This is a genomic window from Planococcus sp. TJ-201 (assembly GCF_058268495.1).
Window position 1 is genome coordinate 472,925 of record NZ_JBZDOG010000001.1, and the last position, 25,473, is coordinate 498,397.

Annotated in this window: 25 protein-coding genes and 1 other annotated feature; all 25 genes read right to left on the reverse strand. The window is 46.4% G+C overall.

Annotated features, from left to right (window positions below):
- Positions 1 to 1,338, reverse strand: a complete 1,338-nt coding sequence (dsdA, locus tag AC4EG4_RS02615) for a D-serine ammonia-lyase (protein ID WP_490977861.1) — start codon at positions 1,336 to 1,338, stop codon at positions 1 to 3.
- 82 nt (positions 1,339 to 1,420) lie between these two features.
- The gene (locus AC4EG4_RS02620) at positions 1,421 to 2,101 is read right to left on the reverse strand and encodes a DUF1129 family protein (protein WP_490986855.1); all 681 of its coding nucleotides are present in this window, start codon (positions 2,099 to 2,101) and stop codon (positions 1,421 to 1,423) included.
- The gene (locus tag AC4EG4_RS02625) at positions 2,085 to 2,429 is read right to left on the reverse strand and encodes a PadR family transcriptional regulator (RefSeq protein WP_490977859.1); all 345 of its coding nucleotides are present in this window, start codon (positions 2,427 to 2,429) and stop codon (positions 2,085 to 2,087) included. The genes AC4EG4_RS02620 and AC4EG4_RS02625 overlap by 17 nt, the downstream gene beginning before the upstream one ends.
- A 162-nt stretch (positions 2,430 to 2,591) precedes the next feature.
- Positions 2,592 to 3,215 carry an orotate phosphoribosyltransferase gene (gene pyrE / locus AC4EG4_RS02630; protein ID WP_490977858.1) on the reverse strand — a complete coding sequence of 208 codons (624 nt, stop codon included), beginning with the start codon at positions 3,213 to 3,215 and terminating at the stop codon, positions 2,592 to 2,594.
- Positions 3,212 to 3,901 (reverse strand): orotidine-5'-phosphate decarboxylase, encoded by a 690-nt coding sequence (pyrF, locus tag AC4EG4_RS02635; protein WP_490977857.1) that lies wholly within the window; start codon positions 3,899 to 3,901, stop codon positions 3,212 to 3,214. Before pyrF ends, pyrE begins: the two co-directional genes overlap by 4 nt.
- Positions 3,898 to 4,812, reverse strand: a complete 915-nt coding sequence (locus AC4EG4_RS02640) for a dihydroorotate dehydrogenase (protein WP_490977856.1) — start codon at positions 4,810 to 4,812, stop codon at positions 3,898 to 3,900. Before AC4EG4_RS02640 ends, pyrF begins: the two co-directional genes overlap by 4 nt.
- Complete coding sequence (locus AC4EG4_RS02645) at positions 4,809 to 5,576, reverse strand: dihydroorotate dehydrogenase electron transfer subunit (RefSeq protein ID WP_490977855.1); 768 nt, start codon at positions 5,574 to 5,576, stop codon at positions 4,809 to 4,811. Before AC4EG4_RS02645 ends, AC4EG4_RS02640 begins: the two co-directional genes overlap by 4 nt.
- Entirely contained in the window at positions 5,573 to 8,761 is a 3,189-nt protein-coding gene (carB, locus tag AC4EG4_RS02650; RefSeq protein WP_490986856.1) for a carbamoyl-phosphate synthase large subunit, read from the reverse strand. Before carB ends, AC4EG4_RS02645 begins: the two co-directional genes overlap by 4 nt.
- Positions 8,754 to 9,851 carry a carbamoyl phosphate synthase small subunit gene (locus AC4EG4_RS02655; protein ID WP_490977933.1) on the reverse strand — a complete coding sequence of 366 codons (1,098 nt, stop codon included), beginning with the start codon at positions 9,849 to 9,851 and terminating at the stop codon, positions 8,754 to 8,756. Before AC4EG4_RS02655 ends, carB begins: the two co-directional genes overlap by 8 nt.
- Complete coding sequence (pyrC, locus tag AC4EG4_RS02660; RefSeq protein ID WP_490977853.1) at positions 9,848 to 11,125, reverse strand: dihydroorotase; 1,278 nt, start codon at positions 11,123 to 11,125, stop codon at positions 9,848 to 9,850. Before pyrC ends, AC4EG4_RS02655 begins: the two co-directional genes overlap by 4 nt.
- A 1-nt stretch (position 11,126) precedes the next feature.
- Complete coding sequence (locus tag AC4EG4_RS02665; protein WP_490977852.1) at positions 11,127 to 11,996, reverse strand: aspartate carbamoyltransferase catalytic subunit; 870 nt, start codon at positions 11,994 to 11,996, stop codon at positions 11,127 to 11,129.
- 131 nt (positions 11,997 to 12,127) lie between these two features.
- A complete protein-coding gene (locus AC4EG4_RS02670) occupies positions 12,128 to 13,414 on the reverse strand; it encodes a solute carrier family 23 protein (RefSeq protein WP_490977851.1) in 1,287 nt (428 codons plus the stop codon).
- Between the two features lie 27 nt (positions 13,415 to 13,441).
- A complete protein-coding gene (pyrR, locus tag AC4EG4_RS02675; RefSeq protein WP_490977932.1) occupies positions 13,442 to 13,978 on the reverse strand; it encodes a bifunctional pyr operon transcriptional regulator/uracil phosphoribosyltransferase PyrR in 537 nt (178 codons plus the stop codon).
- A gap of 194 nt (positions 13,979 to 14,172) precedes the next feature.
- Positions 14,173 to 15,084 carry an RluA family pseudouridine synthase gene (locus AC4EG4_RS02680; protein WP_490986857.1) on the reverse strand — a complete coding sequence of 304 codons (912 nt, stop codon included), beginning with the start codon at positions 15,082 to 15,084 and terminating at the stop codon, positions 14,173 to 14,175.
- Complete coding sequence (gene lspA, locus AC4EG4_RS02685; RefSeq protein ID WP_142826620.1) at positions 15,084 to 15,560, reverse strand: signal peptidase II; 477 nt, start codon at positions 15,558 to 15,560, stop codon at positions 15,084 to 15,086. The genes AC4EG4_RS02680 and lspA overlap by 1 nt, the downstream gene beginning before the upstream one ends.
- A 123-nt stretch (positions 15,561 to 15,683) precedes the next feature.
- The gene (ileS, locus tag AC4EG4_RS02690) at positions 15,684 to 18,446 is read right to left on the reverse strand and encodes an isoleucine--tRNA ligase (RefSeq protein ID WP_490986858.1); all 2,763 of its coding nucleotides are present in this window, start codon (positions 18,444 to 18,446) and stop codon (positions 15,684 to 15,686) included.
- Between the two features lie 42 nt (positions 18,447 to 18,488).
- Positions 18,489 to 18,703 (reverse strand) — a binding site (T-box leader).
- A gap of 37 nt (positions 18,704 to 18,740) precedes the next feature.
- Positions 18,741 to 19,262 carry a DivIVA domain-containing protein gene (locus tag AC4EG4_RS02695; protein WP_142826622.1) on the reverse strand — a complete coding sequence of 174 codons (522 nt, stop codon included), beginning with the start codon at positions 19,260 to 19,262 and terminating at the stop codon, positions 18,741 to 18,743.
- Between the two features lie 94 nt (positions 19,263 to 19,356).
- Positions 19,357 to 20,142, reverse strand: coding sequence for a YlmH family RNA-binding protein (locus AC4EG4_RS02700; RefSeq protein ID WP_490977848.1), 786 nt, complete (start codon positions 20,140 to 20,142; stop codon positions 19,357 to 19,359).
- 59 nt (positions 20,143 to 20,201) lie between these two features.
- Positions 20,202 to 20,471, reverse strand: a complete 270-nt coding sequence (locus AC4EG4_RS02705) for a YggT family protein (protein WP_490977847.1) — start codon at positions 20,469 to 20,471, stop codon at positions 20,202 to 20,204.
- A 20-nt stretch (positions 20,472 to 20,491) separates the two neighbouring features.
- The gene (locus tag AC4EG4_RS02710; RefSeq protein ID WP_490977846.1) at positions 20,492 to 20,974 is read right to left on the reverse strand and encodes a cell division protein SepF; all 483 of its coding nucleotides are present in this window, start codon (positions 20,972 to 20,974) and stop codon (positions 20,492 to 20,494) included.
- Positions 20,971 to 21,642, reverse strand: coding sequence for a YggS family pyridoxal phosphate-dependent enzyme (locus AC4EG4_RS02715; RefSeq protein WP_490977845.1), 672 nt, complete (start codon positions 21,640 to 21,642; stop codon positions 20,971 to 20,973). Before AC4EG4_RS02715 ends, AC4EG4_RS02710 begins: the two co-directional genes overlap by 4 nt.
- A 110-nt stretch (positions 21,643 to 21,752) precedes the next feature.
- The gene (gene ftsZ, locus AC4EG4_RS02720) at positions 21,753 to 22,946 is read right to left on the reverse strand and encodes a cell division protein FtsZ (RefSeq protein ID WP_006828828.1); all 1,194 of its coding nucleotides are present in this window, start codon (positions 22,944 to 22,946) and stop codon (positions 21,753 to 21,755) included.
- 58 nt (positions 22,947 to 23,004) lie between these two features.
- Positions 23,005 to 24,288: a cell division protein FtsA gene (gene ftsA, locus AC4EG4_RS02725; RefSeq protein ID WP_490977844.1), complete on the reverse strand. Its 1,284-nt coding sequence runs from the start codon at positions 24,286 to 24,288 to the stop codon at positions 23,005 to 23,007.
- A 102-nt stretch (positions 24,289 to 24,390) separates the two neighbouring features.
- Positions 24,391 to 24,753, reverse strand: a complete 363-nt coding sequence (locus tag AC4EG4_RS02730; protein WP_490977843.1) for a small basic family protein — start codon at positions 24,751 to 24,753, stop codon at positions 24,391 to 24,393.
- A 2-nt stretch (positions 24,754 to 24,755) separates the two neighbouring features.
- The gene (locus AC4EG4_RS02735; protein ID WP_490986859.1) at positions 24,756 to 25,472 is read right to left on the reverse strand and encodes a DUF881 domain-containing protein; all 717 of its coding nucleotides are present in this window, start codon (positions 25,470 to 25,472) and stop codon (positions 24,756 to 24,758) included.
- Between the last annotated feature and the right edge of the window lies 1 nt (position 25,473).

Sequence of the window (25,473 nt, forward strand, 5' to 3'; positions counted from 1 at the left end):
CTATTGGCCTCCTAAATAAGATTTTCCGCGCTGATAAAAAATGTCCATTTCTTCTTCCGGCACCAAAGCACCGCCCGTTGACCAGACAATATGATTGGCAGTGGACATCTGAATTCCGTTGGCTTCAGCATAATCCGTTTTGAGAATGTTCAATGGACCCAACAATCCTGCCGTCGCCGAAGGTTCGATGAATATTTTTTCACTGTCTGCCAAAAGCGCTAGTAATTTAAATAGCTCTTGGTCTTCTAAGGTATAAATGCCGCTGACCGTTTTTTCACTAATGCCAGAAGCAAAGCTGGAGGGTCTGCCGACTGCCAATCCGTCTCCCTCGGTAAAATTGTCGATGCCAAGATCCTGCACACAAAGCTTTTCTTTTTCACCCGTCATTAAGCCACTCAGCACTGCAGGAGAATGAGTCGGTTCCACAAAAAAGCAATGAACTGCATCCCCAAAAACTTGGCGCAGCCCAAAGGCAATACCGCCTGGTGCACCGCCTACACCGCAAGGCAAATAAACGAAGAGTGGGTGATTGTCATCCACCTGGATATTCGCTTTCTCCAATTGGTGCTCAAGGCGGAATGCTGCAACACTATAGCCTAAAAATAAGTGTTTGGACTTTTCGTCGTCTACAAAATAGGCATCCCGCTTGGCAAGTGTCTCTCTTCGCCCGGACAAGATGGCTTCGCTAAAGTCTCCATCAAATTCCACCACAGTTGCCCCTTTTTCACGAAGCAAGTCTTTTTTCCATTGCTTGGCGTCTGCAGACATGTAGACGGAGACCTGGAAGCCAAGTTTAGCGCTGATGATGCCAATGCTCAAACCTAAGTTCCCAGTTGAGCCTACTCCGATGGAATAGCTACTGAAAAACTGCTTGAATCGATCAGATGAAAATTGCTCATAAGATTGTTCGGTTGCCAAAAGTCCAGCTTGGATTGCCAGCTGCTCTGCGTGGTGCAGGACTTCGTAAACACCGCCGCGGGCTTTAATGGATCCGGCAATTGGCAAGGCGTTATCGCATTTCAAGTACAGTCCGCCTTCAATTTCTTCTCCCCAGCGATCTTGCAGCTGACGTTTCATGTTGGGAATCTCGCGAAGCGGCGATTCCACGATGCCTTTATCAGCAGCCGTATCCGGAAACTCTGATGCCAAATAAGGTGCGAAGCGCTGCCAAAGCGCTTCTGCCTGCTTCATGTCCTCCAGATCTACTGGCGAGCCAGGCATGTCAGCCATCTTTTGGCGTTTTGGATTCAGCCAGATAACGGGCTCCAAATCAATGACTTTTTTTAGCAATGGATATTTTTCAATCCAGCTTTCTAGTCGCGCCTGTAAAATAGTCATGCAAATCCCCTTCCATCCACTTGGCTCTTTAGCTTCATCATACAGGACAGCCACTGAAAATTCATCCTCGCTTGGACTGTTTTCACTGCTCGTCGGACAGTTTTCCGATTCCTTTGTTGAGAACCAGCAGCACCATGCCGACTATTAGGAAGACCCACCACTCTACATGCACAACCGGACCAATTCCATCAAATAAAAAGGCTGCACCTAAAATTAAAAGAAATCCTGCCATTCCAAAAAGTCCGGCTTTCACATACATTTTCCATTGTTGGCTTTTCGGTTTGAAGACAGATGAGCGGATAATTTTAAAGAATAGTTTGACGCCAATCGTTCCGACCAAACTAACGCTCAATAAGATCAAAAAAATGCTGCCGAGCGCAATATCGATTTCCCTGGTGGTAAAAAAAGAAAGAACCGCATTTATGACCCCATAGGTGATGGCAAACCAGCCAACCAATCCAGCGATTCCTGATGCTGCAAGCCAATACACATTCCGGCGCTTTTGGTTGGGGAATTGATCAATTAACTCATCTGCATAGACTTGTGGCGAATTTCCGAATAAATCGGCCGCATTTTTGCCGTTCTCTTGCGCCTCTAATAGGTGATCAAGCAAATCCATTAAAATTTCCTCTCCTGCATGCTCATCCACACGCAGGTCTGTCCGAATATACAGCAGCAAATTTTCGTATACTTGTTCATTTTCAGAAGTTAACAGTTCTCTTTTGTGATTGTTTTCCTCGATCAGTTCAGGCGTCTTTCTCATCTTCTCCACCCCTTTTCAGTAATTGGCTGACAGGTTTTGCAATTTGAAGCCATTCGGAAGCAATTTGCTCCAGCTCTAGTTTTCCGCTATCTGTCAAAAAATAATATTTGCGATTCGGCCCCGATGCAGACGGCCTCATTTCTCCCCGAATAAAACCATTTTTCTGCAGCCGCAGCAGCACTGGGTAAATAGTGCCATCGCTAATGTCCGGCAATCCGATTGCCTGCAGTTTTTGCGACAATTCGTAGCCATAAACCGGCTGTTCTTCCACGACCGCCATTACACAGGCGTCCAAAACCCCTTTTAGCAATTGGCTTCTAAGAGCCATAATCGTTCCTCCTTTAGGTACTTGGCGATGCAAGATAGTGATCCAAAAAAATAACTACCTTGCATAACCAACTAGTTGACTTGATTATAGTCAATGCCATTCTTTCTGTCAACCGTTATCAGAACACACTTCCAAAATAAAAAATCGACCAAGAGGCCGATTTTATAACTTACCTGCTTTCAGTTTTTCGTGCCAGTCCGCAAGCATCGGCATGTCTTCTTCATGGATTGCCCCTGTACTCAATGCTTGTTCAACCAAAGCCGGAAAATCTGTTAACGTATGGAACGTGTAGCCGGAACCTGTGATTGCTTCAATCGACTGCGGCAAATCGTACGTGAAGATTGCGACGATGCCAAGTACCTCGAAACCTGCTGCTTCCAATGCCTGAGCTGCCTGCAGCACCGATCCGCCTTTGGAAATTAAATCTTCCACCACAACCACTTTTTTGCCTGGCTCGACTTTGCCTTCAATCATATTCGTCTGGCCATGTTCTTTAGCTTTAGACCGCACATAAACCATTGGCAAATCAAGCAAATCGCTGACCCAGGCAGCGTGCGGAATTCCTGCCGTTGCGGTGCCTGCCACCACTTGGCATTCTGGATAATAATCTTTGATGGTGCCGGCTAACCCCGCAGCGATGTCTTTTCGTACTGCCGGATAAGACATCGTTAAACGATTGTCGCAATAGATCGGCGACTTAACACCAGATGCCCACGTAAACGGTTCTTGTGGGCGAAGTTCGACTGCCCCAACAGCCAGTAAATGGTTTGCTATTTTGTATTTCAAGATTGTCCACTCCATTCTGCTTTAATCTGCGCATAACTGTCTGATGGATTTTCAGACTTCGTAATGGCTCGCCCGACCACAATATGGGTAGAACCTTTTGCCTGAGCTTCCGCTGGTGTCGCCACCCGTTTCTGATCATCAACGGAAACCGCTGCTGGCCGGATGCCTGGCGTGACCCGCAGGAAATTCTGGCCGCATGCTTCGCCAATCGGACCCGCTTCCAGCACGGAACAAACCACGCCGTCCAAGCCTGCCTGCATGGCCCGCTTTGCGTAATGCAGCACCGACTCTTCAAGGCTGACATAAACCAATTGATCTTCGTGCATGTCTGCTTCACTCGTTGAAGTTAATTGCGTCACGGCGATAAGTTTCGTATTGCTGCCTGCGAGCCCGCGCTTTGCGGCTTTCATCATCTCGAGTCCGCCTGCGGCATGGACATTGACCATGTCCACTTCCAGTTTGGCCAAGCCCCGCATAGCGGATTCAACAGTGTTCGGGATGTCATGCAGCTTCAAGTCCAGAAAAATGTCATGACCCTGCGCTTTTATGGAACGGACCAATTCCGGCCCTTCTTGAAAATAGAGCTCCATGCCGACTTTGACAAAAAGCGGTTCGGAAAACTGTACCAAAAATTCTTCTACTTGCTTTTTCGATGCAAAATCCAACGCGATGATTGGTTTGTTCACAGGCGGTGGCTCCTTCCGACAAGCTGTTCTACTGAATCAAAACCAAGTTCATGCAAACGTTCCGGCAATTGGCCGATAATTTCAGGGCAGACAAATGGATTAACGAAATTGGCTGTTCCAACTGCAACAGCGCTTGCACCCGCAGACAGGAAGTCGATGACGTCATCCACATTGGTAACGCCGCCCATCCCGATAATTGGCAGCTTGGTGTGCTTGCTGACTTCGTAAACCATTCGCAGGGCGACTGGTTTAATGGCAGGACCAGACAAACCACCGGTTATATTGGCAATGACCGGACGACCAGTTTTTGTGTCCATGCGCATGCCAAGCAGTGTGTTAATCATGGTGATGCCATCCGCTCCACCTGCTTCGACCGCTTTCGCAATCGAAACAATGTCCGTGACATTTGGAGACAGCTTGATATAAACAGGCACTGAAGATACTTCCTTGACTGCACGCGTCAACTCGCGGGCAACGTCCGGATCTGTACCGAAAGTGATGCCGCCCAGTTTGACGTTTGGACAGGATATATTAATTTCCAGTGCATGGACATTCGGAGCCTGTGAAATGGCTTTCGCAACCTCCACATAATCTTCGGTCGTCGTTCCAGCCACATTGGCAATGATCGGCACATCGTATTGTTCGAGCCAAGGCAATTCTTGGCCAGCCACTTTCTCAAGTCCCGGATTCTGCAAACCGATGGCATTAAGCATACCCGATGCTGTTTCTGCTACACGCGGCGTCGGATTGCCGAGGCGCGTCTCCACCGTCGTCGCTTTGATCATGATGGCCCCAAGCTGCGACAAGTCATACAACTGTGCATATTCTTTGCCAAAGCCAAAGCATCCGGAAGCTGGCATGATCGGGTTTTTTAAATCGAGTCCTGGTAGCTTTACGGTTAAGTCTGTCATGAAATCACCACTCCTGCTGGAAATACCGGTCCATCAGAACACACTTTGATGTAATCCGTTTCGCTTTTTGTTGTCCGGCAGACACAGGCAAAGCATGCCCCAATGCCGCAGCCCATCCGCTGTTCATAAGACAGGAAGCCTTTTTTCTGCGGGTATGCCCATTGCACTGCTTCCAGCATGGCGGTCGGACCACAGCTGTAGTACGTATCAAAATCAATTGGCAACTCATTAAGGATATGCGTCACAAACCCTTGGGTGCCGTGAGAGCCATCGACTGTCGCAATGTGGGTATCGCCAAGTTTGCGGAACTTGTCTTCATAGAAGACCGCCTGTTTGCTTTCAAACCCAAGGACATGGACTGTTTCAATGCCTCGTGCGTTCAATTGTTTGGCAAGTTCATATAGGGGCGGAACACCAATTCCTCCGCCGATCAAATATGCTTTTTTCTGAGCTTCTTCTACGGGAAAGCCGTGCCCTAGAGGTCCGAGTACATCCAGCGTGTCTCCAGGTTTTTTTTCTGCCAGCAGTCCCGTACCTCGGCCCTCTGCGCGGTAGATCATGGTGAATTGCGAGGCTTCCAAATTGATGGAAGCGACCGAAATCGGCCGGCGCAGCAAGGGTTCAAAGCTGTCTGCCACACGAATGTGGACAAACTGCCCCGGCTCTGCCATTTCATTGGCCAGTTCGCCTTGTACCGTCAGTTCAAAAATGTGTTTGGCGATTTCCTGCTGCTTGATGACGTGCATGCGCTCTTGTTTGATCATACACCTGCCCCCATTTCTTCAGCTGAGAAGGTCATCGATTCGATGACACGCAGCATGGCTTCTGCCGTATCCAGTGACGTCAGGCAAGGTATGCCGTTTTCAACTGACTCGCGGCGAATGCGGAAACCATCGCGCTGCGGCTGTTTACCTTTCGTCAATGTGTTGATCACAATTTGAGTGTCGCCATTTTGAATCACATCCAGCAAAGTTTTGCCTGTTGACCCGATTTTGCCGATTGGCGCTACCAAAATTCCTGCTTCTTCAAAGGCTTTAGCTGTTCCGCCAGTCGCCATAATCTGATAGCCGATCGCTTTAAAGCGCTTCGCTAATCCGATTGCTTCTTCTTTGTCTTTATCTGCAACTGTCAGCAGCACTGTGCCATGGTCTTTCACTTCCATGCCGGCGGCCGCCAATCCTTTATAAAGTGCTTTTTCCAAAGTCGTGTCTTTGCCCATGACTTCTCCGGTCGATTTCATTTCCGGCCCAAGCGTTATGTCGACTCGGCGAAGTTTTGCGAAAGAGAAGACTGGCACTTTGACGAATACACCTTTTGAAATCGGCGCAAGTCCAGGTGTGTAGCCTTGATCCACAATGCTTTGCCCCAAAATGGCTTTTGTTGCAATATTGGCCATCGGGATTGATGTAATTTTGCTCATGAACGGCACTGTCCGGCTTGAACGCGGGTTTACTTCAATCACGAAAACTTCACCTTTGGAGATGACATATTGGATGTTCAGCAAGCCGACAATATTCAGCCCTTTTGCCAGTCGCGTTGTGTAATCAACCAAGGTATCCAATAACTGAGTTGAGATGTTTTGCGTCGGATACACTGCAATCGAGTCACCCGAGTGAACGCCTGCGCGTTCAATATGCTCCATGATGCCCGGAATCAATACGTGTTTTCCGTCTGAAATGGCATCCACTTCAATTTCAATTCCCGTCAAGTATCGGTCAACCAGAACCGGATGTTCCGGACTCGCTTCTACGGCATGTTCCATATAATGCTTCAAGTCTTCTTGGTTGTAGACAATTTCCATTGCGCGTCCGCCAAGAACATAAGATGGGCGGACCAATACCGGGTAGCCGATATCCGCGGCGATCACGATCGCTTCTTCCGCGTTGACTGCCGTTTTGCCTAAAGGCTGCGGAATGCCGATTTCGTGCAGGGCTGCTTCGAACTTGTTGCGGTTTTCCGCTCTGTCCGTATCTTCCAAAGTTGTCCCAAGTATTTTAACGCCGTTTTGTTCCAGTTTTTCTGCGAGGTTGATAGCTGTCTGTCCACCGAACTGGACGACGACACCTTTGGGCTGCTCCAAGTCGACAATGTGCATAACATCTTCAATGGTCAGCGGTTCAAAGTATAATTTATCCGAAATTGAGAAGTCCGTTGAGACGGTTTCCGGGTTGTTGTTGACGATGATTGCCTCGTAGCCCGCTTCTTTGATGGCCCAGACAGAATGCACCGTTGCGTAATCGAATTCTACGCCTTGGCCAATGCGGATCGGGCCTGATCCAAGAACGATAACGGATTCTTTATCTGTTTTCACGGATTCATTTTCATCTTCATACGTGCCGTAGAAATAAGGCGTTTCGGATTCAAATTCTGCTGCACAAGTATCAACCATTTTATAAACCGGCATTAACTTTTGTTCTTTGCGCCAGTTGTAAACTTCCTGCTCGGTGGTCTTCCATAGTTTCGCGATCGTCCGGTCAGCAAAGCCCAGACGTTTTGCGCGTTTTGCTGTCTCATAATCAAAAGCTGAATTTTTTAATACTGCTTCGTATTGGACGATGTTTTCGAACTTCTTCAGGAAGAACAAATCAATTTGGCTCCACTCGTTAATGGTTTCAATTGTCACCCCGCGTCGCAGCGCTTCGCCAATGAAGAACAAGCGCTCATCTCCAGCACGGCAAATGCGTTTTTGAATCCATTCGTCGCTCATGGCGTCCGCATTTTTCAACTCCAGGTGGAATTGGCCTGTTTCCAGCGACCGTACAGCTTTCAAAATCGACTCTTCAAACGTCCGGCCCATCGCCATCACTTCGCCTGTCGCTTTCATTTGTGTCCCCAAATTGCGTTTTGCCGATTCGAATTTATCAAACGGCCAGCGCGGAATTTTGGTGACCACATAATCCAGTGCCGGTTCAAAAGCGGCATAAGTTCGGCCTGTGACCGGGTTCATCATTTCATCCAATGTTAGGCCAACTGCGATTTTAGCAGCTAGTTTGGCAATCGGGTAGCCCGTGGCTTTTGAAGCCAGTGCTGAAGACCGGCTGACACGCGGATTAACTTCAATGATGTAGTAATTAAAGCTGAATGGATCCAATGCCAGCTGCACGTTGCAGCCACCTTCAATTTTCAATGCGCGGATAATTTTCAGCGACACGTTGCGCAGCATCTGGTATTCACGGTCAGACAAAGTTTGGCTAGGGGCCACAACAATCGAATCACCCGTATGAATGCCGACCGGATCGATGTTTTCCATATTGCAGACAACAATTGCCGTATCGTTCTTGTCGCGCATCACTTCGTATTCGATTTCCTTGAAACCGGCAATTGATTTTTCAAGCAAGCATTGCGTTACCGGGCTGTATTTCAATCCGCTGGCCACAATTTCCTGCAGTTCTTCGTAGTTATTGCAAATTCCGCCGCCTGTGCCCCCTAATGTAAAGGCTGGCCGGACGATAACAGGATAGCCGACGCGTGCAATAAAGTTCTCCGCTTCTGCCATGTTGTGGATAATGTCCGAATCCGGAACCGGTTCTCCCAGTTCGTTCATCAAAGTTCGGAACAAGTCACGGTCTTCCGCTTTATGAATGGCTTCCAGCTTGGTCCCTAAGATTTCGATATTCAACTCGTCCAAAATTCCGGATTCGTCCAGTTCGATGGCCATGTTCAGCCCTGTTTGGCCGCCCAGTGTCGGAAGCAGTGCGTCCGGACGCTCTTTGCGCAAAATGCGGCTGACAAATTCCAGGGTGATTGGCTCGATATACACTTTATCTGCAATTTCGGTATCCGTCATGATGGTCGCTGGATTAGAGTTGATCAGGATGACGCGATAGCCTTCTTCTCGCAACGCCAGGCAAGCTTGTGTGCCGGCATAGTCGAACTCTGCTGCTTGTCCGATGACAATAGGTCCCGAACCGATTACGAGTATACTTTGAATATCTTGTCTTTTAGGCATGTTGTTGCTCCTTTCGAGTTGCGTTCATTACATCGATAAAGCGATCGAACAAGTAGTTCGAGTCTTCTGGTCCCGGTGAAGATTCTGGGTGGTATTGGACAGTGAAGGCTGGAAAGTCCAGATGCGCCAGTCCTTCGTTCGTTCCATCATTCAATGCGCTGTGTGTCACTTTCAATCTCGTGCCTTGCAGCGTTTCTTCATCTACTGCGTAACCGTGGTTTTGGGAAGTAATTTCGATCTTTCCAGTAATCAAGTCACGGACTGGATGGTTGCCGCCGCGATGGCCGAACTTCAGCTTGAAGGTGTCCGCTCCGCATGCTCTTGCAAACAATTGGTGACCCAGGCAGATGCCGAAGATTGGAACTTCCCCGAGCAGTTCCCGCACGACTTCTACACATTCTTCCACGTCTTTCGGATCTCCAGGGCCGTTTGACAGCATGACGCCGTCCGGTCCCCAGGCCAAAATTTCTTTTGACGGCGTATTATAAGGTACGACAATCACGTCGCAATCGCGGTTGTTGAGCTCACGCAAAATGCCGTGCTTCATGCCATAATCAATGAGCACCACCCGCTTGCCGCGGCCTGGGCTTGGATAAGGGCGTGCAGTTGACACTTGTGCCACTTGGTTTCTTGGCAAAACCGTTGCTTGAAGCATCTGGACCACTTCTTCTATTTGAATATCTTCGCCTGCTGCCGTCAAAACCCCTTTGATGGACCCTTTTGAGCGGATCAGGCGAGTCAGTTTGCGTGTATCGATCCCCGAAATCCCGGGAATACCTTTGATCTTGAACAATTCATCTAAGGTTAAATTGTTTCGGAAGTTGGAAGGGAACTCAGCGATTTCACGGACCACCATTCCTTTGACTGCCGGTTCAATCGATTCGAAGTCATCGCTGTTGATGCCGTAATTGCCAATCAACGGGTAAGTCATGGTAATAATCTGCCCACAGTAAGATGGATCGGACAAAATTTCCTGGTAGCCGGTCATGCTCGTATTAAAAACAATTTCTCCTACCGAGGCATCTTCGCCACCGAATGCTGTTCCTTCAAATACCGTACCGTCTTCTAAGATCAAATAGCGTTTCATCAATTTTTCTCCTCCTGCCATACGATTTCTCCTCCAAAAATGGTCATTGCCGGCCATCCTGTACAGTTCCAGCCGTCAAACGGGGTATTTTTGCCTTTTGATACAAACGCCTCAGCCTGAATTGGCTGCTCTTTTTTCAGATCCAAGAGCACTAAGTCCGCCGTTTGGCCAAGTTCCAGCGTGCCATAAGGCAAGTTGAAGGTTTCACTCGGCTTGATGGTCAACCAGTCGATCAGTTGCTGAAGCGTCCACACGCCTGTCTTGACAAATTTGCTGTGGAGCAGCGGAAAAGCTGTTTCAAATCCTACGATGCCGAACATCGATCCGTTCATGCCGTTGGTTTTCTCTGCAGCTGTATGCGGTGCATGGTCCGTCGCGATAAAATCCAGTGTGCCGTCAAGCAAGCCTTCGTGCAGTGCTTCCCAGTCTTCTTTGGCACGGAGCGGCGGATTCATTTTGTAGTTTGCATCATCTGCTGGAATATCATCTTCTGTCAATAACAAGTGGTGCGGTGTCACTTCAGCCGTCACGCGGACTCCTGCACGCTTTGCGTCGCGAATCATGCGCACCGATTCTTTTGTGCTGACGTGGCAGACATGGTAATGTGCCCCTGCCGCTTCGGCCAGCAAAATGTCGCGTGCGATGTGCACAGACTCTGCAATCGACGGAATGCCTTTTAACCCTAGCTCTTTGCTGCGTTTGCCTTCATGCATGACGCCGTCATAAATCAAGCTGTTGTCTTCACAATGTGCGACGACCGCCATGTCAATTTTTGCTGCATCTTGCATCGTTTCGTACATCATGCCTGCCTGCTGGATGCCAACACCGTCATCGGTGAAGGCAAAGGCGCCGTTGTCTTTCAACTCCTGCAAGTTTGTGCGTTCTTTCCCGGCTTCTCTGATGGTGATGGAAGCATACGGCAAAACTCGGATAAGCGCATTTTTCTCGATCAAACCGTTGACCAGCTGCAGATTTTCTTTCGTGTCGGGAACAGGACGCGTATTCGGCATCGCGCAAATGGTGGTGAATCCGCCTTTTGCCGCTGACTTTGTTCCACTTTCGATTGTTTCTTTCTGCTCGCCGCCTGGTTCACGCAAGTGAACGTGGATATCAACAAATCCTGGTGCGATCATCCGGCCTTTGCCGTCAATTTCCGTTTCGTCTTTCACTTTTAAATCTTTGCCGATTTCATCGATTTTGCCATCTGTGATGCGAATATTGGTTGGTGCAAGTTCTCCATGTTGCAGTATGTTTACGTTTTTTATGAATAAATTCAAGTTAATCTCTCCCTTTCAATGCGTATTCAAGTACGGCCATTCGGACAAATACTCCGTTCGCCATTTGTTTGAAAATTCGTGAGCGTTCACATTCAACGAGGCTGTCTGCAATTTCCACACCGCGGTTGATCGGCGCGGGATGCATAATGATAGCCCCCTCTTTCATCCGCTTTTCCCGTTCAATCGTCAAGCCGTATTGCTCGTGGTAGTTTTCTTTTGAAAACAGGGCCGATACCGCATGGCGTTCATGCTGGACCCGCAGCATCATGACGACATCTGTCTTTTCAATAAAGTCGTCCAAGTGTTCCGAGGAATCGTACTCTCCGCTCCATTCTTCCGGGCAGATAAATGTTACCTCCGCCCCCAGCTGTTTGAGTGCCGCGGCATTCGATTTTGCGACGCGGCTGTGTGCAATGTCTCCGACGATCGTGACGTGAATGCCTTCGACTCGTCCAAACTCTTGGTAGATGGTCAGCAAATCCAACAGCGATTGTGTTGGATGCTGTCCCGACCCATCCCCACCGTTGATGACCGCAACCTTGCAACCCTCAAGCTGCTGGTAGTACTCCTCTTCCTCGTGGCGAATGATGACTGCGTTCACTCCAATCGCTTCCATCGTCTTGACCGTATCGTACAGTGTTTCTCCTTTCAAAATGCTTGAGAAAGCTGTTTCAAATGGCAGGACTGCCAGCCCCATATTGTGCTCGGCCATTTCAAAACTCATTTTGGTCCGCGTACTCGGTTCGAAAAACAAGTTAACGACTGTTCCATCTATCGGTGCTTTTTCGCCTTTGCGAAATTTTTCCGCACGTTCCAGCAAGTTCATGATGGTTTGGTTTTTTAAGTTGTTCATCGATAGTAAGTTTGCCAAAATCATCTCTCCCTTTCATCCGCTATAAAAAAACACCTTCCCAGGGGCAGGAAGGTGTGAGGAAAAAAGGGCAGAGTCCACCCCAATTTTCAACCCTTTCCATGCCTCTCTGGACATTCATTAAAAGGTAATTATTCAGTTCCGTCGTCTAACTCGTTCTTATTCAGACCCGGCAGCACCAGGTTAAGGATGACACCGACGATTGCGGCAAGTGCCATTCCTTCAATCGCAAAGGACTCGCTGAATTCCAGCTTGGCTCCGCCGATGCCGATCACCAGGATGACAGAGGAAATGACCAAGTTGCGGTTGTTGCCAAAGTCAATGTTGTTGTCCACCAGCATGCGCAATCCGGAAGAAGCGATAATGCCGAACAGCAGGATCGAAATTCCGCCAAGCACTGCTGTCGGAATGGTCTCGATCACCGCCATCAGTTTGCCCAGAAATGAAAACGCAATGGCGAACACTGCAGCTCCTAAGATTACATAAACTGAAAATACTTTCGTTATGGCCAGAACGCCAATGTTCTCGCCGTATGTGGTCTTTGGCGGACCGCCGACCAAGGAAGAAATAAAGGTTCCGATGCCGTCGCCCAGTATCGAGCGGTGCAGGCCGGGATCTTTTATGTAATTGCGGTCTACGATTTTGCCGAGCACCAGCTGATGGCCGATGTGTTCAGAAATGGTCACGATGGCAATTGGCACCATGACGAACAGCAAGGTCGGCGTTACTTGAAACGAGTAATCCACTCCCGGAATCAGAAACTCCGGTACAGCGAACCAGCTTGCTTCGCCGATGGCCGTAAAATCAATAATGCCAATCGCAGCTGAGTATACATAGCCTACGATGATACCAATCAAGATGGGCATCAGTGAAATGATATTTTTGAAATAGATGTTGCAAATGATTGCCGTCAACAACGTGACAATGGCAGCAGAGAAATGGATCAAGCTGTATTCCGATCCGTTGCCGACAGGAATATTCATCGCCATGTCTACTGCCGTTCCTGACAAGGCAAGTCCGATAACAATGATGACAGGTCCTACCACAATCGGTGGAAGCAGCTTCATCAGCCATTGATAGCCCGTTTTCCAAATGATCAGCGCAACAATGGCGTAAACTGCTGATACGAACATCGCACCGATCATCGCCGAGCCGATGCCGCCAGTTTCAGTGGCAATCGTGATTGGTACAATAAAGGCGAATGAAGAACCCAGGTAAGCGGGTACTTTAAACTGCGTGATGATAATGAAGATGATGGTGGCGATCCCGCTTGTCAACAGCGCAATGGCCGGACTCAAGCCGACCAGCTGCGGCACCAGAATCGTCGCGCCAAACATCGCAAACATGTGCTGCAAACTTAATGAAATCCATTGTGCTGCTTTCGGTTTATCTTGTACATCTAAAATTGCTTCGCTCACTGTCCATTCTCCCCTGTCTCTATCTCTCTATTCGTGAATGGCTACCCGGTCAACCCGGTCGCTTTCGATCATTTGCACGACTATCCGTTCATCGCTCGATGTCGGAATGTTTTTTCCGACAAAGTCTGCCCGGATCGGCAGTTCGCGATGGCCCCGGTCAATGAGCACAGCCAGTTGAATTTGGGCAGGTCTGCCAAGATCCATCACGGCGTCCATCGCCGCACGGACTGTCCGTCCTGTATAAAGCACATCGTCCACAAGAATAACCTTTTTATTGAGTATGCTGTGTTCGATATCCACTTGCTGGACCAAAGGCTCCTGATTTTTTGTTTTAATGCTCAGGTCGTCCCGGTAAAGAGTGATATCAAGTTCGCCTTTCATAATCGGGCGTCCTTCGATTTTTTCTATTTTCTCCGCCAGGCGCTTTGCAATGAAAGCTCCCCGCGTTTTGATGCCGACCAGTATGCACTCATCGATGCCTTTGTTGCGTTCAATAATTTCATGCGCGATTCGGGTGATAGCCCGGCTGATTGCTTGTTCGTCCAAAATATCCGCTTTTTCCACCATGAGTTCCGCTCCTTTTTTACAAATAAAAAACCTCTTGCCCAAGAGGCAAGAGGATAGATGCGCAGAAAAATTCAGCACGGAAGACAGGCTTCCGGCTTGCGTAAATACCTTCTCAGCCTCTCAGGACTGTTATTAAAGGTGTTCATTATTCGGTTCGTTTTTTTAAGTATAAAGAAAGACCTTCGGGTTTGTCAATCCTTGTCGCGAAGAGATTCTAGGAGTTCTGCAAATTCAGCCGGCGGCTCTGCAGAAAACTCCAGGTATTCTGCCGTTTTTGGATGAACAAATCCGATGACTTCTGCGTGAAGAGCTTGTCCGCCAACGTCCATCGTTTTTTTCGGTCCGTACTTTGGATCGCCAACAAGTGGATAGCCAATGTATTTCATGTGGACACGGATTTGGTGGGTTCTTCCTGTTTCCAGACGGCATTCCACAAGCGTGAAGTTGCCGAAACGTTCCAATACGCGGAAATGCGTAACCGCATGCTTTCCTTTGTCGACAATGGCCATATTCTGGCGCTCTTTTGGATCGCGTGCAATTGGTGCTTGAATTGTTCCTTTGTCATGAGGAATATGTCCATGTACCAATGCTACGTATTTACGGGTAACAGTCTTTTTCACCAATTGGTCAACCAATGACGTATGGGAAGCATCATTTTTCGCGACCATCAACAACCCGGATGTATCTTTGTCAATTCTATGGACGATTCCAGGGCGTACTACGCCATTAATACCGGAAAGATCCTGGCAATGATGCATTAAGCCATTCACCAATGTTCCATTAGCATGTCCCGGAGCAGGGTGGACAACCATGCCTTTCGGTTTGTTGACGACAAGAACATCTTCGTCTTCATAGACAATTTCTAAATTCAGGTCTTCAGGCACAACATCCAGCTCTACAAGCTCGGGAGGGGTGACAATGATAATATCTTGCAAGCGTACTTTGTAGTTTGGCTTTACGGTAATGCCGTTAACTTTTACCGCGCCTTCTTTGACCCAATTGGCGATCTGCGAACGCGACCATTCTTCATCTATCGATGACACGGCTTTGTCTACTCGTTCGCCGGCCATTTCTTCTGTAATTTCAATCGTTAAATCTTCCATTAAGACACCTTTTTCTTTTGTTGTTTTTCGTCATAAATAATATAAATAATCATTAACACGACACCGATTGTTAAAGCGGCATCCGCAACATTAAATATCGGAAACTCGTAATTGATCACCGGAATCAGCACATCGACAAAATCGACGACTTCCCCGCGCAGCATCCGATCGATAAAGTTGCCGATCGCTCCGCCTAAGAGAATCATCAAGCTTAGCTGGAACAGCGGCTGCCCTTGTGCGTGTTTATGAAAATAGTAAAGAATCCCAATGATGACTGCCACGGTAATGATGCCAAACAGCCACATCTGTCCCTCAAGCATTCCCCAAGCGGCGCCGCGGTTCCGGTGCGACAGCCAACCGAGATAAGGTTCAATTACCGGAATTCGTTCGCCCAATTCCATATTTTTCAAAACCAGCCATTTTGTCCATTGATCCACTGCAATTATCAATAACGCGATTCCATAATAAATAAACATCCGTATCCTCCGTCAATTCATCAGTCAATCTATTTTAACACAATATCATTGAAAAAAGTAAAGGTCTGAAAAACCGGAATGCCGGTTCTCCAGACCTCTACTCTACATGAACCGCTCTGTGTGTTAAGCGTATTGTTTTTCTACAACACTTGCACAGCGCGGGCATAATGCCGGATGTGCTTCGCTTGTGCCAATTTCTTCTGAAATCGTCCAGCAGCGTTCGCATTTTTCGCCTTGTGCTTTTTCAACTGTCACTGAAACTTCGTTCAGTTTGACAGCATGTTCTGGTGCTTGATCTTGCGTACCGCCGTATTCGTATTTTGATACGATAAACAATTGGGCAAGGTTTTCATCCGTAGAAGCGAGCAACGCCGCCAGTTCGTCGTTTCCGTAAACGGTCACTTTTGCTTCAAGGGATTTACCGATTGTTTTAGCAGCACGTGCTTCTTCCAATGCTTTTAACACATCGTCGCGAACATCCATAAAGCGGCTCCATTTTTCATTCAAGCCTTCAAACGCTGGATTTAGTACTGCTTCTGGGAAGTCAGTCAACTGGACACTTTCTTCTTCAACAAAGTTCAAGTATGACCACAATTCATCAGCTGTATGCGGAATAATCGGTGCAGACAGCTTCAAGATCGCCATCAATGAATCGAACATAACCGTCTGCATGGCGCGGCGGTGCAGGTTATCTGCACTTTCGATATACACGACATCCTTCGCCACATCCAGGTAGAACGAGCTCAAATCATTAGCGCAGTAATTGTTCAATGCGTGATAGATGCTCGAGAATTCGTAGGTTTCGTATGCTTTACGCACAGTTTCCACCATCTTCTGCAATTTCATCGCCATGTACTGATCCATTTCACGCATATCTTCAAATGCTACGCGGTGCTCTTGTTCATTAAAGTCAGCCAAGTTCCCGTGAAGGAATTTCAGCGTGTTGCGGATTTTGCGGTAAACTTCCGACACTTGCTTGAAGTTCTCGTCTGAAACCCGAACATCCGCTGTGTAATCAACAGAAGCAACCCAAAGTCGCAAAATATCTGCTCCCATTTGGTTCATTACTTTTGCAGGCACGATGACGTTTCCAAGTGATTTGCTCATCTTGCGGCCATTGCCGTCAAGCGTGAAGCCATGGCTTAAGATGCCTTTATAAGGTGCGATGCCATTGATGGCGACGCTTGTGGTGAGTGATGAGTTGAACCAACCGCGGTATTGGTCAGATCCTTCCAAATACAAATCAGCCGGATACTGAAGATCTTCACGTTCATCAAGAACGCTTTGGTGAGATGATCCGGAATCGAACCAAACATCCATGATGTCCATTTCTTTCGTGAACAAGCCGTTCGGGCTGCTTGGATGTGTGAATCCTGCCGGCAATAGTTCTGCAGCTGGACGCTCAAACCAAACATTCGACCCTTTTTCACGGAACAAATCAGCGATGTGCGCAATCGTTTCTTCCGTGATCACGGGATCGCCATTTTCGGCGTAGAACACAGGAATCGGAACGCCCCATACGCGCTGGCGCGAAATATTCCAATCGCCGCGGTCACGCAGCATATTGAACAGGCGCGTTTCGCCCCATGCCGGTGTAAATGACGTTTCTTTGATGGCTTTTAAGATTTGATCACGGAAAGCATCGATTGATACAAACCACTGAGCCGTGGCACGGTAGATGACCGGTTTTTTTGTCCGCCAGTCATGCGGATACGAGTGGGTGATGAAAGAAAGCTTCTCAAGAGCGCCTGCATTGTCGAGCGCTTCCGTGATTGATTTATTTGCTTTGTCATAGAACTCGCCTTCGAACCCAGGCGCTTCGTCTGTCATGACTCCGCGTTCATCGACCGGACAAAGAACATCTAAACCGTATTTCTTACCGATCAAGAAATCATCTTCCCCGTGGCCAGGAGCTGTATGGACGCAGCCTGTACCTGAGTCAGTGGTTACATGATCGCCAAGCATAACCAGTGAGGTCCGGTCATAAAGCGGGTGTTTCGCTAAGATATGTTCCATTTCGGCACCTTTCAATACCCGGACAACTTCGTAATCTGTCCAGCCCAATTCTTCCGCAACTTCCTTCAATAGTTCCTGCGCGATGATATAAAGAGAACCATTTACAGATACTTCTGCGTAGTCCAATTTGCCATGCACAGAAATCCCCAGGTTTGCCGGGATGGTCCATGGAGTTGTTGTCCAGATGACCAAGTTCGTGCCTTCTGCCAATACGCCTTTGCCGTCAGTGACAGGGAAAGATACGTAAATCGATGGAGATTTTTTATCATGGTATTCGATTTCTGCTTCCGCAAGTGATGATTCGCTTGACGGGGACCAGTAAACCGGTTTTAATCCTTTGTAGATATAGCCTTTATTGGCCATTTTGCCGAACACTTCGATTTGGCGTGCTTCATATGCCGGTTTTAACGTGACATAGGGATTTTCCCAATCGCCGCGAACGCCAATTCTTTTAAATTGTGAGCGCTGGTTGTCGATTTGCTGGTAAGCATATTCTTCGCATAGTTTGCGGAATTCTGCCAATGACATTTCTTTGCGGTTTACGCCTTTATTCGTCAAAGCCTGCTCAATCGGCAATCCGTGTGTATCCCAGCCCGGAACGTAAGGGGCATGGAAGCCCATCATGGAACGCGAACGGACAATCATGTCTTTTAATACTTTGTTCAGTGCGTGGCCCATATGCAAATCTCCGTTCGCATACGGAGGCCCGTCATGAAGAATAAAGAATGGGCGGCCTTTTGTCCGGTCCAATACTTTCTTGTAAATGTCCATCTCTTCCCACTTTTGTTGCATTTCCGGTTCCCGGTTCGGCAAATTGCCGCGCATCGGAAAATCTGTTTTTGGCATCAATAACGTATCTTTGTATTCCATTTCCATTCCTCCTGTAGGCATAATAAAAAGCCCCCATCCCTGGAAAGGGACGAGAAGCTTAGACTCGCGGTACCACCCTTGTTGCAGCTAGATAGCTGCCACTCGATCGCCGTAACGTGGCGTAGACGGAATTGGATACTGGCGTTCACCAATTCTGCTCAAGAGTGATTTTCATCCATGCCTTCGTGCCAGGCTTTCACTGTTCCTGGTTCGCTTTACCGTTCAGCATAGCTTACTGTCTCTATCAGCGCGTTTTTTTGTATGTCGTAATTATAGAAGCAGAAAGTCTCAGAGTCAAGAGTTCGACTCTTCTTTGTCCTTCTCAATCTTCTCGAGATTCTGTGTATCAATGTCGTATTCCAACAAGGTTTCCCAATCATCTGTTTCGATCAAATCCAACTGGGCTTCGACCAACATTTTAAAGCGATTTTTGAAAATGCGTGATTGTTTTTTCAGCTCTTCGATTTCTTGAGCGATGCGACGTGCTTTTGTCAATGATTCATTGACGATGCGGTCCGCATTTTTTTCTGCTTCTTTGATGATCAATTCTGCTTCTTTTTGGGAGTTGCGTCGAACTTCTTCTGAAGCTTCCTGAGCCACAAAAATCGATTTCTGCAATGTTGATTCGATTGTATTAAAATGTCCAACCCGTTCATCGGTTGTCCGCAACCGCTCTTCCAGAGTCGACTTGTCTTTCAGCAGAATTTCATAATCTCTCATAATTTGTTCCAGGAATTCATTTACTTCATCTTCCTGATATCCTCGGAATGCTCGGCTGAATTCTTTGTTATGTATATCTAACGGGGATAATGGCATTGAGTAAACCTCTCCTTAACTTGTCATCTTATCTTCCTATTATACAGTTCATGACTCGAAATTTCAGTATTATTTCGGATTTTTTAAAAGCCGCCTATTTTTTTGCTTCCAGGCGGCCGACTTGCAGCCGGACTTTGTCTTTTTTGGTGCGGCCCTCGATCATTATTAAGCGGACTCGTCCATAACCTCTCGAAGAAATCATATCCGATTCGTGCAGCTCGAACGATGGCTGTTCCTGTAAGGTCCAATTGACTTTCACTTTTCCGCCGTGAATCAGTGCAGACGCTTTTTGACGGGAAATATTATAAACCGAACTCATCACCGTATCCAATCGCATTGAACTGACTGTATACGACTCTTCTGTCCATTCTTCGCTCGTCTCAATCAAATCGCTGACTTCAGTCACTTCATTCAAATGAACTTTCACTTTCGCAGCACTGATGAAATTGCTTTGCAAATACGGACTGATTTCATTCATGACCGCAAGCTGGACACGTTCGTTGTCGATCCGGATATCTCCAAATTTACTGCGATCGAGTCCGAGCGACATTAATGACCCTAAAATATCAGGGTGGCGTAAATTGACGAACTTTGACGGGTATTTTAATTCGAAAACTGTCATATTGAAATCTTCCTGCTGAGGTTCAAAATAAGAAGGGTAGAGCAGCACCCGCTGTCTTTCAGCCTCTTTGAAAGCTCCCGAAGCCATCATTTTTACCTCACTTGACCCCATCACGGCCTCTACGATAAAACGCTGGCGAGGATCCAGAAAATCGGTCAATTTAGGTGAATAGCGGTCTTCCACTTCACGAAGCCATCCGGATGCCTGTTCAATAAACTGTTGTTCTTCTTTTCTAAAATGCTGAAATATCTCTTCCATGTAAATTCTCCTTCGCATTTAGTCCATTCTTCAAGAAAAAGACCTCACATAACGTGAGGTCAATTAAGAAGAAAATAATTAGCCAGGACAACAATTCCTTGGCTTGCTAATCTAAGCGTAAAAATTGCCACAATCGGAGAAATATCGATCATGCCGATTGGTGGAATAAAACGTCTGAATATATCCAAATAGGGATCCGTGATTTTGGAAATCATCTGGCCAAAGCTCGACTCTTTGATGCTTGGCACCCAGCTCATAAAGACACTGATAATGAGAATAAAGAAATAGATGTTAATAGCTGAAAGTAATAGCTCTACAAGAAATAGCATATTATTTTATGGCACCCCTCTTATTGTTGATCATCGTAATAATAATCTGAAATGGCGCCGTCCACTTCAACAGTGTCTGGTACGCATAAGAAGATGTCGGTTCCAATGCGTTGAATATCTCCGCCAAGGGCATAGACTGTTCCGCTTAAAAAATCAATAATCCGAAGACCTTGATCTTTTTCGATGCGTTGAAGATTAACAACCACAGCCTGCTTGCTTTTTAAGCTCTCTGCAATGTCCTGTGCTTCTGCATAAACTCTTGGCTCTGCCAAACTGACTTTTGAAGATTTTGAAGCACTCTGCAAACTGACTAAATTAGGCACAATGGTCTCCTCCACTTTCTGGCGCCGTTCTTTCGGTGCTTTTTTCGGCTCTTGTATTGCGGGGGCCGGTTTTTCATACCTAGGAGCTGGCTTTTGTTGAGGTGCAGGCTGTTCCCGCACTTGTTCTTCTTCATACTCATCTAAATAAAAGAAATTTTTGAATTTGTTTTTAACGCTCATTGTTTTGCCTCACTTTCCGAGCCGACTAACGCTGTTCCAATCCGGACAAAACTTGCCCCTTCTTGTGCAGCAATTAAGTAATCATTGGACATGCCCATGGAGCATTCTGTGCATGGTGCATGGTTCCATTGTTTTTCTGATACTTGGAGTTGGAGTAATTTTAATCCTTTGAAAGCTTCACGAATCTCAAGCTCGTCCGTTGTATTTGGTGCCATCGTCATTAATCCGACTACCTGAATTTTATCATAAGGTTTTAAGGATTCGATAAAGTCCAAAGTCTCACTAGGTGAAAGTCCACTTTTCGACTCTTCACCTGACACATTTACTTGCACAAAACATTTGATTTGACTGCTTGCCCGTTTTTGTATTTCTTTAGCTAAACTTAAACGGTCCAATGAGTGCAGGTAATCAATTTTATCAATGACATCTTTTACTTTTCTTGTTTGCAAATTGCCGATATAGTGCCATGACACATCTTCGACAATTGTTTCATGTTTTTGCGTCAAACCTTCGGGGCGATTTTCTCCCAAATGGTGAATTCCAGCTTGGATTGCTTCTTTCGTACGTTCTAAGCCTACTTGTTTAGTAACAGCAATAACCTGTATACCATCTCTCACGGCATTTAGCTGCTCAGTTATTTCTTCAAACACTGGTTTTATTGGTTTCATACATTCACAACTTTTCTATAGAAGTCCAGTCTATTGTAACAAGATTTGGCTAATTTATCAATCGAGCCCATTGCCTAAAAAAAACAGCTGCCAACCGGCAGCTGTTCGGATTAACGTCTTTTTTGACGATTGCGTAAGAACGTAGGAATATCTAATGCATCATCATTATTTTTTTCCTGTCTTTGCGGTTCCTGATTGTAATAAGGAGGCTGTTCTTCACGACGCTGCTCGTCGCGGCGTTGGTCTTCGCGGCGTGCATCACGGATTGAAGGTGCCGGTGACTGCTGTTGAATCGATTGAACTCGGCTTGAATTCAATCCAGATCCTCTAGGCGTTCTTGGCTGCAACTGCTCTTCATTAAAACCAGTAGCAATAACCGTCACGATAATTTCATCTTTTAGGTTATCGTTGATAACAGATCCGAAAATCATATTTACTTCTTCATCAGATGCTGAAGCTACGATGTCCGCTGCTTCCTGCACTTCATAAAGGCTAAGGTTTGAACCACCTGTGATATTCATTAAGACACCTTTAGCTCCATCAACGGAAACTTCAAGCAATGGACTGGAAACAGCTTTTTTAGCCGCTTCTGAAGCACGGTTTTCTCCTGAAGAAACTCCGATTCCCATCAATGCAGATCCTTTGTTGGACATAATTGTTTTAACATCGGCAAAATCCAAGTTAATCAATCCAGGTACGGCGATCAAATCAGAAATACCAGATACACCTTGGCGAAGCACGTTATCCGCTTCGCGGAATGCTTCAAGCATTGGCGTGTTTTTATCGACGATTTCAAGAAGACGGTCATTTGGAATGACAATCAATGTATCGACAGATTCTTTCATAGTTGAAATACCACCGATTGCCTGTGTAGAACGCTTGCGACCTTCAAAAGTAAATGGACGTGTTACAACGCCTACAGTTAATGCGCCAAGCTCTTTAGCTATTCCAGCAATAACAGGTGCTGCACCAGTACCAGTACCGCCGCCCATTCCAGCAGTGACGAAAACCATATCTGCTCCACGAAGAGCTTCTTCAATCTGCTCTTTGCTTTCTTCTGCCGCTTTTTTCCCTACATCAGGGTTAGCTCCGGCACCAAGTCCACGCGTAAGTTTTCCGCCAATTTGAAGGCGCACTTCCGCTTTAGATAAGTTTAAAGCTTGTGCATCTGTGTTTACAGCAATAAATTCTACACCCTGTACTCCGTGCTCTATCATTCGGTTAACAGCATTGTTACCGCCGCCGCCTACACCGATAACTTTTATTACGGCCAGTGCGTCAATATTTGTATCAAATTCTAACATTCTTTTTCCTCCTAAAATTGCTTAGCTTTTATTATGCAAGCTAGATACAATGTTGATTTTATTCAAAGAATCGATCAAACATCTTCTTGGCTTTAGTTACAACACCATCGGAATTTTGTTTTGGCTGCTTTTGTTTCTTAGGCTGCTGTACTTCCTGATGCTCAATTTTTGCAGTTCCAGAAACAGCTCCACCATTTCCAACGCGACCATAGAAAACGTCTTCCATGTACGCATATTGGATTAACCCAACAGCTGTCGTGTATTGCGGTTCACGTACTCCAATAAATTCTGGAGTGAACAAACGGACACGTGTCTGCAGAATGTTGCGGGCTAACTCCGGCAAGCCATCTAATTTAGCCATACCACCAGTTAAAACGACTCCTCCTGGCAGGTCTTGGACACCGAGGCGGTAAAATTCATCTAAAATCAGTTCGAAAAGTTCTTCCAGGCGAACCCCGATTATTTCAGATATGTATTTTTGGTTATACTGTTCGGTTGAATCCGATCCAATAACCGGAACTTCAAAGACGTCATCTTCTGAAGCATCTTCAAAAAATGCATGGCCATGTTCGAGTTTAATTTTTTCGGCTTGATCTGTCGGTGTCTTTAAAATGATGGACAAATCTTTTGTAACGTGGTCGCCTCCAACTGGAATAACAGAAGAAGCGGTCAAGTGGCCGTCTTGGAAGATGGCAATAGAAGTAGAACCTCCACCGATATCGATACATGCCGTTCCATGATTTTTCTCGTCTTCAGTTAATGCATAGCTTCCTGCAGCAAGCGGCTGGACATATATATCACGAATTTCAAGCCCTGCTCTTTCTACGCAACGCAAGACGTTGTGCAGAATGGTTTTTGAAGTTGTCACCATTGTACCATCCATTTCAAGGCGGATACCAATCATGCCTCGCGGATCTTTGATTTCACCCAAATGATCAACTACGTATTGTTCTGGAATAATGTTGACCAATTCCCGTTCAGGCGGAATTGACATCACTTGAGCCGCTTCCAATACACGATCCAAATCATCATCGGTAATTTCCCGATTTTCGCTGTTTACGGCAACAATTCCTTTGACGGGTTGAAGCACAGCTTTGTTTGCCGGAATTCCAAGAACGACTTCGTGGATTGATTTGCCAATCATGCGCTCTGCTTGATCGACAGCTTTCTTAATGGACTGCACCGTTGCATCTATGTCAACAATCGCACCTTTTTTTATCCCATTAGATTTTACATTCCCGACGCCAATTACATTAAGCGACTTGTTGGCCATTTCCCCGATTAAAACTTTAACGGATGACGAACCGATATCTAGACTTACGTATAATTCTGATTGACTCAATTCGTGGCACCTCCTTATTAAACTGCTGTACTTATATTCTATTGTAAATTATGCACCTTGTCTAAGAAAATCGCAAAACTTAGAAAAATTTCCTTTGATTGTTCAAATTGTTTCTCTAACTTCTTTCTTTTCGGTCCATTTTACTAAAATTATGCGGCGGATGACTGCAATGTTCTGAAACAAACGAACACCGAATGCAAAAATTGCGGCCAAGTACAAATCTACACCTAAATGGACGCCAAGAAAAGCAAGCCCCGCTGCCAAAATAATATTGAAGAAAAACCCGGAAACGAATACTTTGTCATCATATACTTGCTGCAAGTGAGCCCGTATTCCACCGAAAAGAGTATCGAGTGATGCCAGTACTGCAATTGATAAATAATTGGCATACTCAGGCGGAATTTGGATATCCGTAAGAAGTCCAAGCGATATTCCGAGAATCAAACCTAAAATTGACAGCCACATCGCTATTCCTCCTCTGACGCCTGTAAATAATTGGTGTTCACAACGTCATCGTATGCCTCGATCACCAGCTCGTTTGTCGGCTCTGAAATCGTCAAAGTTAAGTTGTCGATATAAAAGTCATCGAGAATACGAGACGCTAATAAATGATTATACAGCTTTTCCGTGTCTTCCATCGAATCAGAAACAATTTTTATTGAAAAAGGCGGCGTATTCACCGGCTTCGCATTCACAGTAGTTTGGCCGTTTATATCCCGAATCGCAGTTGTATTAATGACACGGTTGCCGTCAATGGAAATATAAAGCGCATTATTGCGGTTGATTTCATTGACGAGTCGAACTAGCAAGCTTGGTGAAATCCCTTCAATTTGCAATCCCATCGCAACCGCTTCCAAAGAAGGTTCGACAGAAATTTCAATTCCTGGACCCGTCGTTTCTGACAAACCTGCAGCACTTCTCAGTTCGACAGCAGTTTCCCGCAAAGCTTGTTCCGGACTGGCATCTGAAGCCGCTCCGTATTTCTCCAAGGTATCATCAAGTGATGCTATTTCAGACAAAAGTTGAGAGTGAAGTTGATTTTCTCTGGCCAATTCCTGCCTGATTTCCCATACATCCCGTGTATCGCGGAGATCGGGTTCATTGATTGTATTGTATTGGATCGCTGCCATCAAACCAATGATAAACATAATTGCCGTGAACCGGGTAAGAATCCTTTTCTTCACA

Coding starts and splice junctions, on each gene's coding strand:
- dsdA (WP_490977861.1), bottom strand. CDS start 1,338: ATGACTATTTTACAGGCGCGACTAGAAAGCTGGATTGAAAAATATCCA.
- AC4EG4_RS02620 (WP_490986855.1), bottom strand. CDS start 2,101: ATGAGAAAGACGCCTGAACTGATCGAGGAAAACAATCACAAAAGAGAA.
- AC4EG4_RS02625 (WP_490977859.1), bottom strand. CDS start 2,429: ATGGCTCTTAGAAGCCAATTGCTAAAAGGGGTTTTGGACGCCTGTGTA.
- AC4EG4_RS02640 (WP_490977856.1), bottom strand. CDS start 4,812: ATGACAGACTTAACCGTAAAGCTACCAGGACTCGATTTAAAAAACCCG.
- AC4EG4_RS02645 (WP_490977855.1), bottom strand. CDS start 5,576: ATGATCAAACAAGAGCGCATGCACGTCATCAAGCAGCAGGAAATCGCC.
- carB (WP_490986856.1), bottom strand. CDS start 8,761: ATGCCTAAAAGACAAGATATTCAAAGTATACTCGTAATCGGTTCGGGA.
- AC4EG4_RS02680 (WP_490986857.1), bottom strand. CDS start 15,084: ATGGAAGATTTAACGATTGAAATTACAGAAGAAATGGCCGGCGAACGA.
- lspA (WP_142826620.1), bottom strand. CDS start 15,560: ATGTTTATTTATTATGGAATCGCGTTATTGATAATTGCAGTGGATCAA.
- ileS (WP_490986858.1), bottom strand. CDS start 18,446: ATGGAATACAAAGATACGTTATTGATGCCAAAAACAGATTTTCCGATG.
- AC4EG4_RS02695 (WP_142826622.1), bottom strand. CDS start 19,262: ATGCCATTATCCCCGTTAGATATACATAACAAAGAATTCAGCCGAGCA.
- AC4EG4_RS02700 (WP_490977848.1), bottom strand. CDS start 20,142: ATGGAAGAGATATTTCAGCATTTTAGAAAAGAAGAACAACAGTTTATT.
- AC4EG4_RS02705 (WP_490977847.1), bottom strand. CDS start 20,471: ATGCTATTTCTTGTAGAGCTATTACTTTCAGCTATTAACATCTATTTC.
- AC4EG4_RS02710 (WP_490977846.1), bottom strand. CDS start 20,974: ATGAGCGTTAAAAACAAATTCAAAAATTTCTTTTATTTAGATGAGTAT.
- AC4EG4_RS02715 (WP_490977845.1), bottom strand. CDS start 21,642: ATGAAACCAATAAAACCAGTGTTTGAAGAAATAACTGAGCAGCTAAAT.
- ftsZ (WP_006828828.1), bottom strand. CDS start 22,946: ATGTTAGAATTTGATACAAATATTGACGCACTGGCCGTAATAAAAGTT.
- AC4EG4_RS02730 (WP_490977843.1), bottom strand. CDS start 24,753: ATGTGGCTGTCAATTTTAGGTTTGATTCTCGGAATATCGCTTGGACTT.